The 17,011-nt window shown below is 34.2% G+C and carries 13 protein-coding genes; 7 read left to right on the top strand and 6 right to left on the bottom strand.

From position 1 onward, the window contains the following. The 3 genes from A4F88_RS00545 to A4F88_RS00535 form a co-directional block, all read right to left on the bottom strand. Nucleotides 1–459, bottom strand: a complete 459-nt coding sequence (locus tag A4F88_RS00545) for a YHS domain-containing (seleno)protein (protein WP_068840597.1) — start codon at nucleotides 457–459, stop codon at nucleotides 1–3. Nucleotides 460–469: 10 nt separating this feature from the next. Then, nucleotides 470–1,063 (bottom strand): peroxiredoxin-like family protein, encoded by a 594-nt coding sequence (locus tag A4F88_RS00540; RefSeq protein WP_068840596.1) that lies wholly within the window; start codon nucleotides 1,061–1,063, stop codon nucleotides 470–472. 82 nt (nucleotides 1,064–1,145) lie between these two features. Further along, nucleotides 1,146–1,832 carry a Crp/Fnr family transcriptional regulator gene (locus tag A4F88_RS00535; protein WP_068840595.1) on the bottom strand — a complete coding sequence of 229 codons (687 nt, stop codon included), beginning with the start codon at nucleotides 1,830–1,832 and terminating at the stop codon, nucleotides 1,146–1,148. 390 nt (nucleotides 1,833–2,222) lie between these two features. On the opposite strand from A4F88_RS00535, the gene A4F88_RS00530 reads away from it, so the two are divergent. The 6 genes from A4F88_RS00530 (at nucleotide 2,223) to A4F88_RS00505 (ending at nucleotide 8,908) form a co-directional block, all read left to right on the top strand. Continuing rightward, nucleotides 2,223–3,011: a polysaccharide lyase gene (locus A4F88_RS00530; RefSeq protein ID WP_068841418.1), complete on the top strand. Its 789-nt coding sequence runs from the start codon at nucleotides 2,223–2,225 to the stop codon at nucleotides 3,009–3,011. 510 nt (nucleotides 3,012–3,521) lie between these two features. Beyond that, nucleotides 3,522–4,025 (top strand): acetolactate synthase small subunit, encoded by a 504-nt coding sequence (gene ilvN, locus A4F88_RS00525; protein WP_068840594.1) that lies wholly within the window; start codon nucleotides 3,522–3,524, stop codon nucleotides 4,023–4,025. 135 nt (nucleotides 4,026–4,160) lie between these two features. Next, nucleotides 4,161–4,520 carry a hypothetical protein gene (locus A4F88_RS00520; RefSeq protein ID WP_068840593.1) on the top strand — a complete coding sequence of 120 codons (360 nt, stop codon included), beginning with the start codon at nucleotides 4,161–4,163 and terminating at the stop codon, nucleotides 4,518–4,520. Nucleotides 4,521–4,685: 165 nt separating this feature from the next. Next, nucleotides 4,686–5,978: a M20 metallopeptidase family protein gene (locus A4F88_RS00515; RefSeq protein ID WP_068840592.1), complete on the top strand. Its 1,293-nt coding sequence runs from the start codon at nucleotides 4,686–4,688 to the stop codon at nucleotides 5,976–5,978. Between the two features lie 322 nt (nucleotides 5,979–6,300). Then, a complete protein-coding gene (locus A4F88_RS00510; RefSeq protein ID WP_068840591.1) occupies nucleotides 6,301–7,833 on the top strand; it encodes a sulfatase family protein in 1,533 nt (510 codons plus the stop codon). A 40-nt stretch (nucleotides 7,834–7,873) separates the two neighbouring features. Beyond that, complete coding sequence (locus tag A4F88_RS00505) at nucleotides 7,874–8,908, top strand: hypothetical protein (protein WP_068840590.1); 1,035 nt, start codon at nucleotides 7,874–7,876, stop codon at nucleotides 8,906–8,908. A 109-nt stretch (nucleotides 8,909–9,017) separates the two neighbouring features. On the opposite strand, the gene A4F88_RS00500 is transcribed toward A4F88_RS00505, so the two are convergent. From A4F88_RS00500 to A4F88_RS00490, 3 genes are all read right to left on the bottom strand, one after another. After that, nucleotides 9,018–10,148: a patatin-like phospholipase family protein gene (locus A4F88_RS00500; protein WP_068840589.1), complete on the bottom strand. Its 1,131-nt coding sequence runs from the start codon at nucleotides 10,146–10,148 to the stop codon at nucleotides 9,018–9,020. Nucleotides 10,149–10,305: 157 nt separating this feature from the next. Next, nucleotides 10,306–11,496 carry an MFS transporter gene (locus A4F88_RS00495; protein WP_068840588.1) on the bottom strand — a complete coding sequence of 397 codons (1,191 nt, stop codon included), beginning with the start codon at nucleotides 11,494–11,496 and terminating at the stop codon, nucleotides 10,306–10,308. A gap of 134 nt (nucleotides 11,497–11,630) precedes the next feature. Further along, entirely contained in the window at nucleotides 11,631–13,649 is a 2,019-nt protein-coding gene (locus A4F88_RS00490) for a hypothetical protein (protein WP_068840587.1), read from the bottom strand. A 1,090-nt stretch (nucleotides 13,650–14,739) separates the two neighbouring features. On the opposite strand from A4F88_RS00490, the gene A4F88_RS00485 reads away from it, so the two are divergent. Further along, nucleotides 14,740–16,938, top strand: a complete 2,199-nt coding sequence (locus A4F88_RS00485) for an alpha-galactosidase (protein ID WP_068840586.1) — start codon at nucleotides 14,740–14,742, stop codon at nucleotides 16,936–16,938. The last annotated feature ends 73 nt before the right edge of the window (nucleotides 16,939–17,011 follow it).

Genomic DNA, 17,011 nt, shown 5'->3' with positions numbered 1-17,011 from the left:
TTAATTATACCTGTTTTTCCAGTTCGTATCTGCTTGTGACTTGAGTTTAGTCTCTTCTTTATTCCAGCTTTTCAGCGTATTATTAAAATAAGCATTGTAAAACAAATAGAGTTTACCATCGATAATCTTAAAGGTTTCCGGATTTATTTCGACTTTCTCCCCTGCACTTCCCATTGCATAAGCACACCATCCGCCATATTGAGGCTCATATTTTGATGGATTTTTCAGGAAAGTTTCTTTGTTTTCGCCTGACGAAAATTTATAAGTTACACCTTGATAAGAGGCTGAAATTTCTTTTTTTCCTTTGATTGCTTTTCCCTGATTAAAATATCCTACAGGATCATAACCCTGAATGGCAACTTTATTTTCTAAATTATACTGCGCAATTCGTTTCACTTCGTTTTGAGCAAATGAAACACCGGAAATTAAAATCAGTACAAATAATAGTAGCTTTTTCATCTTATTTTATTTAAAGTGCTTTTAATACTGAAACAAGTAAATCTGTTGTAATACGGTGCTTAAAATCAGGAGCAATATATTCGAATAAGATATCCGCTTCTGTATTTAAGATAAAAACAGAAGGAACTGGTAACAAACTCGTATTGATGCCTTTAGAATGTACGTTTATTACTGATTTATAGTTTTCAGGTACTTCATAAGCAATGCCCATTGCTTTAATAAGTTCTCCTTTTGAGTCAGAAAGCAAAGTATATTTTACCTTATCTTTTTCTTCTGTAATTTTTAAGTTCTCTGGTGAATCAGGACTAATGGCGATAATTTGGTACCCCAGATCCAGGATTTGTTTTTCGGCTTCAGCCAATGCCTGTAAATGCAAATTACAATACGGACACCAACCGCCTCGATAAAAAACCAGAACTGTTTTTTTCTTTTGAAGTAAATCAGAAATTTTTACAGCAGTGTTTTCAGCTGTTTTTAAAGTAATCCCAGGAACTTTTTCTCCTATTAATAAAGGAGCAATATCATTTGCAGATTTAGGGATCGCAGTTTGTGCATTAGCAACCGTACTTAAGGCCACTAAAAAAATTAAAAATACTTTTTTCATAGTTTTTTGGTGTTACATCTTTTTGATGATGTAAAATTACTTTACTATGAAAAAGCAAAATGTCGGCTAATTTACACTTCGCCTAAAATAATTGTATTTTGGTAATATCCGGAATGATAATTTCTTTTCTGTTATAGGCTAAAAGATTATTGGCTTCCATTTCATTTAATAATTGTGTTGCCGTTTGTCTTGAGGTACAGATGATTTGAGCAATATCACTTTGAATTAAATAATTTTCGATTACAACCGAATTACCATCTCTAACACCTTCTCTTTCTGCCCAATCGTTTAGAAATTGATACAATCTGGTTTTGGCATCTTTAGAAATTAAATTGGCGTAACTATTTTTGATACGTTTCATTTTCAAGCCAACAAATTTGGTGTACGAAAGTGCCAAAGTTGGATTTCTAAGCAATAAATCTTCAAAATCAGACATTAAAAAACTACAAATGGCAACATCGTCAGAAAGGACTTTTGCATATTCTTCATTTTTAGTATCGGTTTCTAAAGTCAGTTCGCCAAACAAATCTCCTTTTTGAATGATATCTTTTATAACTTCATTCCCATCTTCATCAATGGCAACAATTTTTATGTTTCCTTTTTTAAGTAAAAAAATACGGGGCAAATCTGATGTAGAGAAATAAATAATTTCTCCTTTTGAAGCTTTTTTAAAACCTGTAATAATACACAATTGCTTGATTTGTGAGTAACTCAGGGTTCTAAACAATTTATGATCACGTAAATACCAATATTTTAAATCTTCGTACATAAAAATTTATTTATGTAAAGATAGCCAATTTAAAAAACTTAAGTTCTATTCTTAAATCACTACTCTGTATAAAATATACTCTTATTTGAGAAGCAATTCATTAAATTCTTAATTAACTACCTATTAAACATTTTTTTAGCATTTTTTACATCAATATTATTTTTAAAATCTAAAAAAAGTACACAAAATACACAATCAAGATTTTTTTGTACCCAAAAACGTACATTATTACCCCTCCTCTGAACTTTAATTAATCAACTTTACATCGTCAATTATGTATTGCCTTACAAATGTCGATTTGACTTTGTAATCAACAACAAAATATAATTGCAATTTACTATCTATTATTTACCAACTATTAATTATTTACTAACCTTTAAAATTTTAAAAATGAAAAAAACCTTAAAATTAACAAGTTTGCTATTTATTACAGCAGTAATGTTTAATTCCTGTGAAAAAGAACAAGATTTAAATGAGCGACAAAGCGTTAACAAAGAAGTGTCTCAAACCGCTAACAAAGAAGATGTTTCTCCTAATGTAGCACAAGGAGGAAATTCTACCGCAAAAGGAACTGCTACAGCCAGAACGATCACATTGCAAACCAACACACTATCATGTCCCGGTGGATTATGTACATCCTATGGGGTTTGGTCAACCGGAGTTTATACCGTTTGGTTCCAGATGAAATTTAATTCCGGATTTTATTGGAGCAGAGGCGGTAAATGCGGATATGGTATTTTAATTGGAGATCAGAATACCGGTGGCGATCCGGGATGGGATGGTAATGGCGGTAGTGCCCGATTTATGTGGTATTGCCCAAGTGGATCAAACACTGCAAAAGGAAGTGGTGCTTATCTACAACCATATGTATATTACAGAGATCAGCCTGGACAATTTGGTAATGATTTTGGAAAAAAGTATTACATACAGGAAGGCGTAACCTATAACTGTCAAATATCTGTGAAATTAAATACCGGTTCAAATACTGATGGATACGTTAAATATTATGTAAATGGTACTGAGATACTGAATCAAACCATTCGTTGGGTGACTAATGACTCTAAACGAAATGTAAATGCAGTAAGTCTTCATACTTTCCGTGGCGGCAGTCAGGATTACTGGACAGCTCCTGTAACCAGCTCTATTTATTATCCAAGTGCATCCTGGGATGCTCTATAGTATCAATATAATTTGATCTGAATAAAAAAATTACAACTTCGGTGTCGTTATTTACAAATAACCACGCCGAAGTTTTTACAGGCCAGAGTTAAATAGAGATATCTGATGTTACCAGAAAACAAATCGTTTCATTGAAAAAAACTTTTTTTAGTTTTATAAAAATGAATACATTTGTCGCTCATCAGGAAAAAAAATGAAAAACGTAATTAACATCACTATTATTAGCAGCATTATTATCATTTGATAATGATCAGGGATGTTATATAAATAAAGTACACAGATACCATTTAAAACCTCCCTTTTAGGGAGGTTTTTTTATTTAAACTATACATGAAAAATTCAGTACAAATTATCATTAGCGCAATTATCATTATTCGTCTATTTTGACGAGGCAGGATTCTTTTGTACTATAAAAAAAAACCTTTCTCACTCAAAATGAGAAAGGTTTTTTTATTTCCAGGGCACACACATTAATACTAATTCATTCAAATAATTCACTACAGCTTACAAATGAAAAAAGAATACACCTTAACCGTTTACACCGAAGATCAAATGGGATTACTTAATAAAATAACCATTATGCTTTCCCGAAGAAAAATTAGCCTGGAAAGCCTCAATATCTCTATCTGCGAAACGGATAAGATGTACCGTTGTACGCTTGTTATAAAAGAAACTTATGAAACCGTTCGGAACATAGTTCTTCAAATTGAAAAAATTATCGAGGTCTTTAGCTGTTACTGCAGCACAAACGAAGAAATTATATGGAAGCAAATAGCCTTATTTAAAGTAAAAACTTCCGGTGTAATCAGCCATGAAAACTCAGATCATGTGTTTAAAAAATATAACGTCAGATATTTAACAATCGAAAAAGATTACACCATACTTGAAGCAACGGGACAGGAAAACGAAATCAATAATCTGGCTGTTGAATTAAAGGGTTTTGAATTGATTGAATTTATAAAAAGTGCCCGAATTGCACTTACTCTAAACAGTGAAGCTTTTGAAGTATCGTAGTATATTAAATATATTTTTTACTTTTGGTTTGGTCATTGTGCGGATGTATTCTTTAAAAATTTGTATTCCTACTGTACATCGACATCTGTAAACCTCAGTAAACACTGACCTCTTAATTTCTACATCTGAAAATAAATGATAATACAAGATTTAATTGGCGATTATGCCATCTCCGGAAGCAATCAGGACGAAAACCAGACTATGACTTACAAAGGTGTTTTGAGTTTGTCTTTAGACAAAAACAACAGAATTATTGCGCACTGGCTTATTAATGATACACAAAAACAAAAAGGTCACGGTTTCTTTAAAGACAATATTTTGGTAATTATTTTTAGTTACAAAGGAGATGATCACGAAACTTATAAAGGAGTTGCTGTTTATCGTTGTATCACCAAAGATGTTTTAGATGGTTTCTGGTCTGAAAAACATGGAAATCCGCTTTATTTAGGAACTGAATATTGTTTGAGAATTAAGAGTACTGAACAATTAAACTAGCTGTTTCTCAATTCTTATATTATATCAGGTAATCAACTACTTATTGATAATAAAAAAATTCATAATAAAATAGTTCGATTGGTGTAACATTTATAGCTTTTATGTAGTCTATACTGTTGTATTCTAATTAAAGAATATTATTCAGGCACTAAACAAACTCAAATTATGAAAAGAAAATTTCTGTTGTATTTACTCGTATTACTATCACCTGCTTATCAAAAGGCTTTTAGCCAACAAGAAAAGAAGGCAATTTTACCTCATGAAGCTATAAAAACGGATACTGATGCTATTTTCGATAAACTAATTAGCATTAGAAGAGACTTTCATGAAAACCCTGAATTAGCAGGTAATGAAATACAAACACAAGAGAAAATAAAAAAATATTTACTTGATTTAGGACTTGAGGTTCAAACCAATATTTATGGTCACGCTGTTGTAGGGATATTAAAAGGCGGTCAAAAAGGAAAAAAAATAGCCTGGCGAGCTGACATGGATGCGCTTCCAAATGATTTACCAGATCCTGTTGATTTTAAATCTAAGATAAAAGGAATTCAGCATGGTTGCGGACACGACATACATATGACGATTGCATTAGGTATTGCTGAGGTACTGGCAAAAAATAAAAAATATTTGAAAGGAACGGTATATTTTATCTTTCAGCCTGAAGAGGAGACTTTTGTTGGTGCAAAGGCAATGCTGGACAATGGCTTACTTTCTAAAATACAACCTGATGAAATATACGGACTTCATGTAACTCCATTACCTGTGGGGCAAATAATGGTTAAACCAAATGAATTGTTTGCTTATCAAAAAAGAGTACAAATAAAGCTTAAAGATGAATTGACCAAGGATCAGGCTAAAGAACTGGCAAACAAGATTCACAATGCTTTATTTCGTATTACGGCAAACACTAAACCCTGGGAAGTACAAAATATTGCAGATCCAAAAGTAGGACTTGTAAATCCTGAAACAGATTTTAAAGATTATTTAATCATGGATGATAAATTTTCTATTAATTCTAAAAACAATGAACTGTTTTTGGAGGCTTATTTGTATGAAACAAATTCTTCTAATTTAAACAGTATCATACCTAAAATCAAAGATGTAATTGAAGCGAATAATTTTAAGAATCAGCTGATTTCAGTTTCTTTTGTGCAGGGAAATCCAACGGTTCTTAATGATCAAAAATTAACTGAGACTGTAATAAAAAAACTTAACGCCATTTATGGTAAAGCATTCGTTGCTCCTGATTATGGTCAGGCTCCTTTCTTTAATGATGATTTTGCCTATTTTCAACAGAAAATTCCGGGCGTATACTTTTTCCTTGGCGGTTCTAATATTGAAAAAGGAATTGTTGCTATGAATCATGCTCCGAATTTTTCAGTTGATGAAGCATGTATCAAAACAGGAGTAAAAAGTTTTTCGTCTTTAATACTTGAAAGGGCAAATGGAAATTAAAAGATAAACTGTTTTTTAAAACACAAAAAAGCTTCAAAGTCATTTGATTTTGAAGCTTTTTTGTGTTTATAGTTATTCCTCAGACCCTATCTCCCACTTCTTTCTTACATCTCTAACTATTTAAAAACTTCATTATTCTTAGACTATTGAAAAACAGGTATTTATACGTTGTTTGACTTTGTTTTATTATTGTAATTTTATTCTTACCAATTAAAATTCAGATACTTAATGATTTTTGGATATCCCAAATCTACAAATTGTTACATGCTGTTTATTAGTCATATACAAGTATAATTTTTACTAATATTTTAAACAACAAACAATGGACTTAAAAGAAAAACTTAACCAGATTGGGTCGCAGCCCGACATTATTCTGATCATTACGGATGAACAACGTGCGACACAACATTTTCCGCCTGGATGGGAAGAAAAAAATCTTCCAACACTCACATTTTTAAAGCAAAACGGCTTTAGTTTCGACAGGGCTTTTTGCAATACCTGTATGTGTTCGCCAAGTCGGGCAACCTTATTTACGGGAACTTATCCGGCCAAACACGGTGTAAGCCAAACATTAACCGAAGGAGGGCTTTTATCACCTCAGGAACCCACTCTTGACAATACTTTGCCCAACATCATGAATGTACTTTGGGCAGACGGATACGACGTGCAATACAGAGGCAAATGGCACATGAGCAAAGGTGTAGCACCCAATGGTACCAAAACAAATTATGAAAACTTAACCGCTGCTGACATTTCATTGTTTGGTGCAATGGGCTGGATCGCTCCGGATGCCGGCGAAGATGTAAATCCGCTTAATTTTGGTGGAGGATTTGCTAATCACGATGCCAGATATACCGCAGAAGCAATACAATACTTGAAAGAAGTAAAAGCCAACAGAGCTGCCGGAAACCACAAACCTTATTGTCTTATTCTTTCGCTCGTAAATCCTCATGATGTTCTGGCTTATCCAAAATCAGCAGCGACATCGGGATATCATCCTGATAGTTGGTCGGGTAGAGAAATTGGACTTCCGGCTACCGTAAATGAAAATTTACTTGAGAATAAAAAACCAATGGCACAGGAACAAATTTTAATTAATATGGCTTTAAGCCTGGGTGAAATTGCCAGTCCGGAGGAAAAACTCAATTACATTAATTTCTATGGTCATTTGTTAAGTCATGTCGACAACGAAATTGGCTATTTCATTAAAGAATTGTATAAAGAAGATGAAAACGGAAACAAACTGGCAGACTCTGCAATTGTTACATTAACATCTGATCACGGAGAAATGGGTTTGGCTCATGGCGGTTTACGTCAGAAAACTTTTGTTGCTTATGAAGAAGCATTAAGAGTTCCGCTGGTTATTTCAAATCCGGTTTTATTTAAAAATCATGGTTTAAAGCAATCCATGGCATTGGCAACACTGGCAGACATCATGCCTACTTTTATCGATATAGCCAATGTGTCTAATCCGCCTACAGGACTTGCAGGTACAAGTTTATTGCCAGTAATGGAGAACAATACTCCTGTTCAGCATAGTATATTGTTTACTTATGATGATATAAAAGCAGGCTCGAACAGCAATTGGACAATCGTAAAAGCAGCTAATCGTATTCGCTGCATCAGAACAGAAAAATGGAAATTCGATTATTATTTTGATGCTGCAACAGCATATTTCAAACAATATGAACTTTATGATCTGATAAATGACCCGTTAGAAATCACCAATCTTGCTTATGATCCGGCATACAGTGAAATCAGAAGAGATCTGGAAGAGCAATTGCATCAGCTGGAAGTAGAAAAACTTTGGGTAAATACACCTAAAGATATTTTCAGCACCACAACATTCAATTAAAACGATTCAAAAAAGTAATACTAATTAAACCCCAAACATCATGTCACAAAATATAAATTTAGAAGTAAATGCAGTTCATTATGCAAATTTTAATGATCCTGCCGGACAAACAACCATACAAGGAATCAGAGGAGTTTCAGGTTCTGACAATGTCTATATCACAGGAAGTTTATTAGGTCAGAACAATATTGTTCAGGGCGTTATTTACGAAGGCCCGCTAAAAGGAAATGGTACTGAAGGAAAATGGCATGTAGTCAATTTTCCAAGCACTCCAACAGCTGCAGTTATCAATACTTCTTGTTATGGACCTAATAATGGGCCTCATGGAACTATACAAATTGTGGGATCGTATAAAATAACTGCTTCTACCGGAAAAGCTCCAAGCGGAAATCTGGGATTTTATTACGAAGGACCTCTTGATGGTTCCGGAACATGGGTTCAGGTATCACCAAATGGAGGAAACACAAACAATGTCTTTGTTCACAGTATAATGGGCGGAATTGCGGTTGGAAATTATGATGTAGAAAATGATAAAAATGGATATGCCTTTTTATATGATACCACTACAAAAGAATATACTGAACTTAAATTACCCAATTCATTAACCAATACCCTATATGGAATTTGGCATAATGGTGGTGACAGCTATACACTTGCAGGAGGATATTCCAGTCCTGAATTAGGAAAAATAAGCCAGGCTTTTCTGGTTGATTATAATTCAAAAACTAAAAAAACCAGCAATTTAAAATCCTTTAGCTATAAAAATGAAACCGTTTTGTCTGTCATCACGCATTTTGAAGGCATTACAGTTTCAAAAGATAACGGATATAATATGCCATCTGACTGGATTGCCATTGATGGAAAACATACTGGTGCTTCGTTTGTTTCAGTAAGCAGAAATTCTGACGGATCATTTGGAGAAGCAAACTGGATAGATCTTGATTTCCCTAATTCAAGCGCTACAAGTGCCAACACTGCTTATAGAAATAATATCCTTGGAGTTTATGTAACGGAAAATAGTTCTGATACAAAAGCTGTTTCTTCTTTTGTTGCAAAAATAAATATTGAGAAATAAAATATTTTATCGATTTGCTTTTACAGTACTTTTTCAAACAAGTAAAATGCGAATGTTTTCCTTAAAACTTAAGGAACATTCGCATTATTATTTATGGAATAAAAAGTGGTTATAAATTAGCCTTAAGCTCCTCAACAATCTGATTAAAAATGGTACTGCCTTCTACACTATCAAGATAGTCTTTGGCAGTATTAATTAAAGATTCAATATTCGATTGCTGAATATTATCCATTTGCGATTGTGCCTGCGAAATTGTTGGCTCAAGTCGGTAATAAGATAAACCTGAATTTTGTAAGCCTATTATTTGTTGGTTTGAGACTAATTGTACCGCCTCAGTAATTATTTTTATAATAGCACCGTCACCATTTTCTACACCTTCTAAATCATACAAATCACTGGCTAGCCAAGGTGCGTCTCCCCAATTTCCATTATCAGGATCCAGATCTCCCTGACGTGTTGTAACTAAACCTGCTCCACCCGGATAAGAACCTGTACCTAAGGATACCAAAACAATATCGCTTAATGAACTTACTAATTGAGTTCTAAAAGCCTCACTAATAGCCCATATTGCAGGATTATTAGACATAACACCGCCATCTACAACCCATCTTTGATTCGCTTCTGAATTTGCTCCCTGAGCTCCTCCAACATTGGCAACAGGAAAATAAGTTGGAGCGGCACTTGTCGCTCTTGCTGCCTCCCAAACAAAATAATCATCCGATGCTGAAACCGATGCATCCCGCCAATTAAATAAATAAGGACCATAGTCACTTCCTTTTTGTGGGTTTGCAATTACACCTCCACTGCTATTTATCGTATAACTGGTTGTAAAGACATGTTTCGTTTTTCCATTCAGGTTTTCTGCCATGTTTTGTTTTGCATTGCTCAAAGAAGATGAACCATATATTTCTTGCAGGTAAGGTTCTATACCGTTTCCATTACCATCATCACCATAATAAAGCGATACATACTTTAGATCTGAGAATTCCTGAGAAACAAAAATCTTATCACCATTTTTTTTATAAATATCAAGTATTGATGCTGCCGACATAGGATATATATTATCCATTGGTGAAGTCAAACCTGTTGCGATAATACCTCCTGTAGATGTACCACCAACGATATCAAATATTTGATAACAAGACATTCCCATGGCGCTTTCTAATTGTTCCAGAAAATAGGATGGCAAAATTCCTTTTATTCCACCTCCGTCAATTGTTAAAATTAAAATCTTACTCATAGTTATTTTGATTTTATAGTTACTTTTTACTTTATCAAAGTAGTACAATTCTGATAATCAAAACTATAAAAAGTCAATCAATCTAATATAAGTAGAAATACCCTTTTAAAACAAAATCAATTATTTAGCTGTAATTTTATTAGCCGGGAAATAATTATTACGATAAAATGTTCTTTTTGTTTTTCCGAAACTGAATCCATACATACGTTAACGCCAAAAATACCATTCCGGCACTCCCATACATCAGCATTGGGATTTTTGCGATCACATCCTGATAAACCCATCCGGCAAAAAGAGCCCCAAGCCCGATTCCTGCTTCCAGCGCAATATACATAGTGGCCATTGCTTTACCGCGATGATCCGGAAAACTCATATCTACAGTCCAGGCATTTAAAGCTGGCGAAACGATTCCGGTGGATATTCCATAAATTGCAGCTCCAACCAGAAGTCCGGTAATTGAAGTTGAAAATCCAACAATCAGAAGCGATATAATTAAAAAGAAAAGTCCAATCGCAATTAAATAAAGCCTTCCATATTTATCAGATGCTTTTCCGGCACCAAAACGAATCATTACCGAAGTAATGGTAAAAACCACAAAAAACAAACCTTTATTCGCAATTCCTAAATGCTGGCTCCAGTCAGGAATCAAAGTCAAAATTACACCATAAGCCATATAAGACAGAAAAGTTACAATAGCAGCCGGTAATACTTCGAGAGCAATAATATCATTTCTGGAAATCTTTAAAATACGCAGACTAAAACGTTGTTTATGTTTTAAAGTTTCTTTCATATTCATCAAAATCGCAATAGACATCAATGCAAAAACCGAAGAAGCATAAAAGAGTATATTCATCGAAAAATACAATTTAATAGAGCTTCCAATTGCTGGCCCCAATGCCATTCCTATAGAAAAACAAAGTCCGTGTATTCCCAAAGCTTCGCCCCAGCGTTCTCTTGGAACAATATCTGCAACATAAGCTGCAGTTGCAGTTGGTTTAAATCCGGTAGAAAATCCGTGAATCAGTCTAAGAAATAAAAATCCGGAAACTGTTCCTAATACGGGGTATAAAATTCCACATACAAAACAAACAATAGAACCCACCGCCATTACCGGAACTCTTCCTAAAGTATCTGTTAATCTTCCGCTAAAGGGTCTGGAAATTCCTGCTGTTAATGTAAAAAGAGCCACAATTAATCCTTTATACTCTGCTCCTCCCATATTACTCAGGTATTCCGGAAGTTCCGGAATCAGCATATTAAAACTGGCAGAAAAAAGTAAGGAACTTAAACAAACTAATCCAAATTGAAGATTATAAATTGAGTCGACGGCTTTTACAGGGGAATTCATGAGGAGTATTTAAGAGTGCAAAAATAAATAAAATAAAAAGCTCCTCAAACAAAATTGTTCGGGAGCTTTTAAACCGTTGATTTCATCCAATTATTAGAATATAATACTATTAATCAAACTATTATAATTCAGGATTATTTAGAAAATGACACTTTAACAGTATCTCCTTCATTAATAAGCTTTTCAAACCAGATCTTTTTCTGATCAGAAACAATAACCTTTAATTTCTTGTTTACCCTTTTTACTTTAATATCGAAATCCTGACCGAAAGCATTAATTTTTCGTAAGCTCATAACAGGCCACGATACAGGAAGATGTGGTGTAAAATCAAAACTATTCAGGCTTACAGGGCGAATACCAAATAAACCTTCGGTGAAAATTCTGCAATACAAACCGCTTTCTGCAGATAAATGGCGTTGGTCACCTTCGGGAAAAGCTTCAACCGGATACGGAACATGATCTCCTAATAAACGACGATTGGAGTAATAGTGTAAAAAATCTATTGCTTGATCTGTTTCTCCTGCAGCTAATACTCCTCTTAAAGCGTATAAAGTAGATCTGTCCCAGAATATTTTATCACCAGCGACACTGGCAAGGCCATCTTTAGTCCATAATCTTGGTGAAAATAAAGCATCGATAGTTCCTTTTTTCCGATCGTAGATTCCCATTGTAAGCGGCGTACAAATCCACGCTCTTAAAATATCATTTTCTTTATAATATTTATAGGTTTCAAATCCTTCTACAGTTACACCAAAATATTTTTCGATAGCAGCTCTTAATTTTACAGCCTGATCTTTATAAGATTTCAATTGTACTTTATCTTTTCCCAGCGTTTCCCCTAAATAAACAGCCGAATGAAGTGCATCATAATATAAAGAGGATGTATTTAGATTGGCTTTTCCAGCAGGCAAACGTCCTTCTAACTCATCAGAATCTGATGTTACGACGCCTTCTGTATTTAATTTTATATGGCAATATTCCAGACACCATTCAATCAGTGGCCATAATTGTTTGGCTTCGTTTATATTTCCTCGTGAAAGAGCATAACGTGAGGCTCCATAAGCAATCATTGCAGCATCTCCCCGATCTCCGGCTCCATTCCAGATATCCGTTCCTTCAGCAACAATAGAACTCGGAATAGGTTTGTAATCTTTATTCATGAATCTTGCAAACTGAAGATACGCATTCAACGATGCCTGATTGCCATATTCATATCCTAAATAAGGAAAAAAAGGTCCTATATATTCTGCTTGATCATTAGCCCATATTGCAGCATAGTACGATTCTCCTCCCGGACCATGCATAGGGCCGCCTTTGGTTTCAAAAATACTTTCGGCAGCTCTTATTTTTGCAAAATCAAATTCTGTATTCAAAACCTGATCAGGGGTTTCTAATATAAGTTTATCCCATAGTTCATGAATCAGTTTCAGGCGTTTGTCTTTTTCTTCTTCTACATTTACAGTAAAAGTGGGTTCGTTTGCTTTAAGACCTGAATAAAAAACAGAAAAACGAATCGTTTCGTTTGTCTGAAGGTTAAAACTTCCGGAATTAAAGAGATCCACATGTACGGCATAACTGCCTTCAGTTCCTTTTGTGGGATCTGAAATGTAAACAGTATTTGATTTAGGAATTTCTACTATACAATTCTTATCAGATATATTTTTAAGAGTATAGATTTCTCCGTATCCGGATAAGGTGGTTGAAGGAAAAAATTGTCTGGTTAATTCAAGAGTATTTCCTGCTTTACTTTTAACATATAATGTGCCGTTAATAGCTATCGAAGTAACTTTTTCATCCCGTATGGGTTTGTAATTGACCATTACCAGATCAAAACCATCTTGCGCAAACTGACGTGTAAAACTCGCATGAGTATTATTGGGAATAGTTCGCAACATAGGCCAGACCAAACTGCGGGTAGCCTTAAACGAACCATCTGCAGTAACGCCGTATCTTAAAACACAAGAGATTCTTTTTCCGCTCATTTCTATATGATCGTTATGCGGAATATTGTTATTAATCTGCCATGAAACAGAACCATCCTGATCCATTTGCCAGCGGCGGTCATCCTGTGAAAACATTTTACTTGTTAGGATACAAAAAATAATAGCGGCAAATAAAAATTGGTTTTGTTTTTTTCGAAATGATCTCTTCATTACATTTTATTTTAAATTATTGTAATAGTGCAAAAAGCTTTTTAACTATTTAAATAATAAGTTCTGCTTGTTATTTAATTACCGCCAAAAAATGTCTATTTATCGTGTTAGTAGTATTTGTATGTGTTGCTTTAGATAAATATTTCACTTGTCTTATTAAGACTTAAAAGATGTTTTTGTTTGCTATCCTGAATTTATGGAGTCATCAACAAAAATGTGTATCTGCCCTATTTTACCATCTTTATCTTATTTGGCGGTAATTTTTTATGTTTTATAAATGTGTTGTTTTTGTATTCTGCCTTTTATAGTTATCTCTCCCTTTTACACCTGTTATTTTGCTGTTAATTATTTTTGGAAAGGGATAAATCTTCAGTCCAAAATTATAAATGTTAATCAATCATCGATACCGGTATCGACCAGTTTATGCGGAAAACATTCAAAAAATTATCCAGTTAAAAGACCATACAAAATAAAAGTGGATAATATTTTACAATAACTCACCAAACGAAAAAGCACTTCTTTAATACTCCCAAATACAAATGCTATTCTCTCAAATCTATCTTTTGTAAATATTACCTGAGACAGTTGCTTTTAGACATTTAAAAGTGGATAATATAGTATCAAAAATATTTTTGGACTATTTCGCTTTAGATTCAACTGCATTCTTTTTTTATGACCATACCAGTTTTTGAGATTTTTCTTCCTGAAATAGCATTTTTTCAGCTCCATTTTTCCGTACGAAATCAGTTGTATTTCTATTATCCGGGCTTTTTTTCATAACGCTGAAACTGACTTTTTTTATAATGATAAAATTCCATGAATTAAAAAACTGGTAGGTACCAGTATACCAACAAACATCATTATTCTATTTTTGAATTTCTGTTTTCACAAAAAATACACAAAACCTTTTATCGTGTATTCTTTAAAATGATTTTCATTTTGCCATTGAATTTTCATTTATAAATACCTGCCCAATCACTTTCACTCTTTGTTCTCTGTGTAAAAACGCCCCTTCAAAACTCATGTGTTTTTACGATTAAAACTGAGTCCTTAAAATAAAACCACTTAACAACACTATCTATACAATCCTATGAAAAAAAACATGCTTCTTCTATTATTTGCAATACTGTTTTGCAAAGTCAGTGCCCAGGAGGGACAAATCCAGATTGAAACCCAAAATACCGCTTTGATCCTGAAAGCAGGAAAAAATGGCTTATTGTACCAATCTTATCTGGGAACAAAACTTAAAGATAATTCCGGATATAACCTGCTCTCAAAAGAAAATACAAAATCATTTGTCATCAATGACGGGAATCCATTGGTTAATTTAAGACATCAGGCCTACCCTACGTTTGGAACAGATAATTTGTTTGAATCGGCTATCAGAGTTACCCATAATGACGGCAACCCTTCTCTGGAACTTTTTTATATAAGCCATCAAACAGAAAAAATAGACAGCAATGTCACGGAAACCATTGTGAACTTAAAAGATCCTGTTTATCCCGTAGAAGTTAAGCTTCATTACAAAGCTTTTTACAATGAAAATGTAATTGAACAATGGACAGAAATCCTTCACCATGAAAAGAAACCTGTTATGTTGTATGACTATGCTTCATCGATGCTGCACTTTGATGCAGATCAATACTGGCTTACCCAATATCATGGAGACTGGGCAAAAGAAGCCCGTATGCAGGAAAGCAAATTAACAAGTGGTACAAAAGTAATTGACTCAAAATTGGGCGTTCGTACTGATATGTATCAAACTCCGGTTTTCCTCTTATCACTTAATTCAAAAGCAGATGAAAATTCGGGAGAAATTATAGCGGGAACACTTGCCTGGTCTGGAAATTTTAAATTTTCTTTTGAATTAGACAACAAAAACTCACTTCGCATAAGTTCCGGAATCAATCCGTATGCTTCAGAATATACTCTCCAGCCCGGAAAAACATTTACTACACCCTCTTTTATATATACTTTTTCGAATAAAGGAAAAGGTCTGGCAAGCCGAAACCTCCATGCCTGGGCGAGAAAATACGGAATCAAAGATGGTGAAAAACCTCGTTTGACCTTATTAAACAATTGGGAAACTACTTTTTTTAATTTTGATGAAAAAAAACTAACCGATATGTTTTCGGATTCAAAAACATTGGGCGTTGATATGTTCTTGTTAGACGATGGCTGGTTTGGAAATAAATATCCCCGAAGCGGTGATAAATACGGCTTGGGCGACTGGCAGGCTACGAGAACAAAATTGCCAAACGGACTGGGATTTTTAATGCAGGAAGCCGGAAAAACAGGAGTAAAATTCGGAATTTGGATTGAGCCGGAAATGGTTAATCCCAAAAGCGAATTGTATGAGAAACATCCGGATTGGGTTTTAAAACTTCCTAACAGACCCGAAAGTTACTATCGTACCCAATTGGTTCTGGATTTATGCAATCCGCAGGTACAGGATTTTGTTTTTAAAACTGTAGATGATATTATGCAGACCAATACCGGAGTAGCCTTTTTTAAATGGGATTGTAACCGAATGATGACCAGTGCCTACTCTACTTATCTTAAAAATCAGCAGTCGCATTTGTTTATTGAATATACTAATGGTTTGTATAAAGTTTTAGACCGTATAAAAACAAAATACCCAAACTTACCAATGATGCTTTGTGCCGGTGGCGGTGGCAGAACAGATTATGGGCTTCTTAAATATTTTACAGAATTCTGGGCAAGTGACAATACAGATCCGTTCAACAGGATATTTATACAATGGGGCTACTCACAGTTTTTTCCGGCGTTTTCAATTTGTAATCACGTGACTTCATGGGGAAATCAGTCGATAAAGTTTAAAACAGATGTTGCCATGATGGGAAAATTAGGTTTTGATATTAACATCAAAGACCTCAAAGCAGATGAATTAAAATATTGTCAGGAGGCAGTAGCCAATTATAAACGATTAAATACCGTAATCTGGCATGGCGATATGTATCGCCTTATTTCTCCTTACGACGAGAGCCGGGCAGTTTTAATGTATGTAAATGAAATAAAAAGCAAAGCCATATTGTTTTCATATACACTACATCCGTTGTATGATCCGCAATATACTGCAGTACGTTTACAGGGTTTAGATCCTGATAAAATGTACAAAGTAGAAGAAATAAATGTAATGCCGGAAGCAAAAAAATCTTTTGAACAATCCGGGGATTCATTTACAGGAGATTACTTAATGAATGTAGGACTAAGAGTTTCTTCGTCTAAAGTAGAAACAAGCATTGTACTTGAAATTACCGAAATCTAAATTGTTTTATCGCAGGTATAAACCCTAAATAAAAAGGCTCTTCCTATTCGAAGAGCCTTTTTTATTAGAAATT

It is taken from the genome of Flavobacterium chilense (assembly GCF_001602525.1).
GTDB classification, from domain to species: domain Bacteria; phylum Bacteroidota; class Bacteroidia; order Flavobacteriales; family Flavobacteriaceae; genus Flavobacterium; species Flavobacterium chilense.
This window is presented reverse-complemented; position numbering and strand designations above follow the sequence as displayed.

Excerpts from the sequence above, each read along its gene's own strand:
- A4F88_RS00495 (WP_068840588.1), bottom strand. The coding sequence starts at position 11,496 with ATGAATTCCCCTGTAAAAGCCGTCGACTCAATTTATAATCTTCAATTT.
- A4F88_RS00485 (WP_068840586.1), top strand. The coding sequence starts at position 14,740 with ATGAAAAAAAACATGCTTCTTCTATTATTTGCAATACTGTTTTGCAAA.
- A4F88_RS00535 (WP_068840595.1), bottom strand. The coding sequence starts at position 1,832 with ATGTACGAAGATTTAAAATATTGGTATTTACGTGATCATAAATTGTTT.
- A4F88_RS00515 (WP_068840592.1), top strand. The coding sequence starts at position 4,686 with ATGAAAAGAAAATTTCTGTTGTATTTACTCGTATTACTATCACCTGCT.
- A4F88_RS00545 (WP_068840597.1), bottom strand. The coding sequence starts at position 459 with ATGAAAAAGCTACTATTATTTGTACTGATTTTAATTTCCGGTGTTTCA.
- A4F88_RS00490 (WP_068840587.1), bottom strand. The coding sequence starts at position 13,649 with ATGAAGAGATCATTTCGAAAAAAACAAAACCAATTTTTATTTGCCGCT.
- ilvN (WP_068840594.1), top strand. The coding sequence starts at position 3,522 with ATGAAAAAAGAATACACCTTAACCGTTTACACCGAAGATCAAATGGGA.
- A4F88_RS00520 (WP_068840593.1), top strand. The coding sequence starts at position 4,161 with ATGATAATACAAGATTTAATTGGCGATTATGCCATCTCCGGAAGCAAT.
- A4F88_RS00540 (WP_068840596.1), bottom strand. The coding sequence starts at position 1,063 with ATGAAAAAAGTATTTTTAATTTTTTTAGTGGCCTTAAGTACGGTTGCT.
- A4F88_RS00510 (WP_068840591.1), top strand. The coding sequence starts at position 6,301 with ATGGACTTAAAAGAAAAACTTAACCAGATTGGGTCGCAGCCCGACATT.
- A4F88_RS00500 (WP_068840589.1), bottom strand. The coding sequence starts at position 10,148 with ATGAGTAAGATTTTAATTTTAACAATTGACGGAGGTGGAATAAAAGGA.
- A4F88_RS00505 (WP_068840590.1), top strand. The coding sequence starts at position 7,874 with ATGTCACAAAATATAAATTTAGAAGTAAATGCAGTTCATTATGCAAAT.
- A4F88_RS00530 (WP_068841418.1), top strand. The coding sequence starts at position 2,223 with ATGAAAAAAACCTTAAAATTAACAAGTTTGCTATTTATTACAGCAGTA.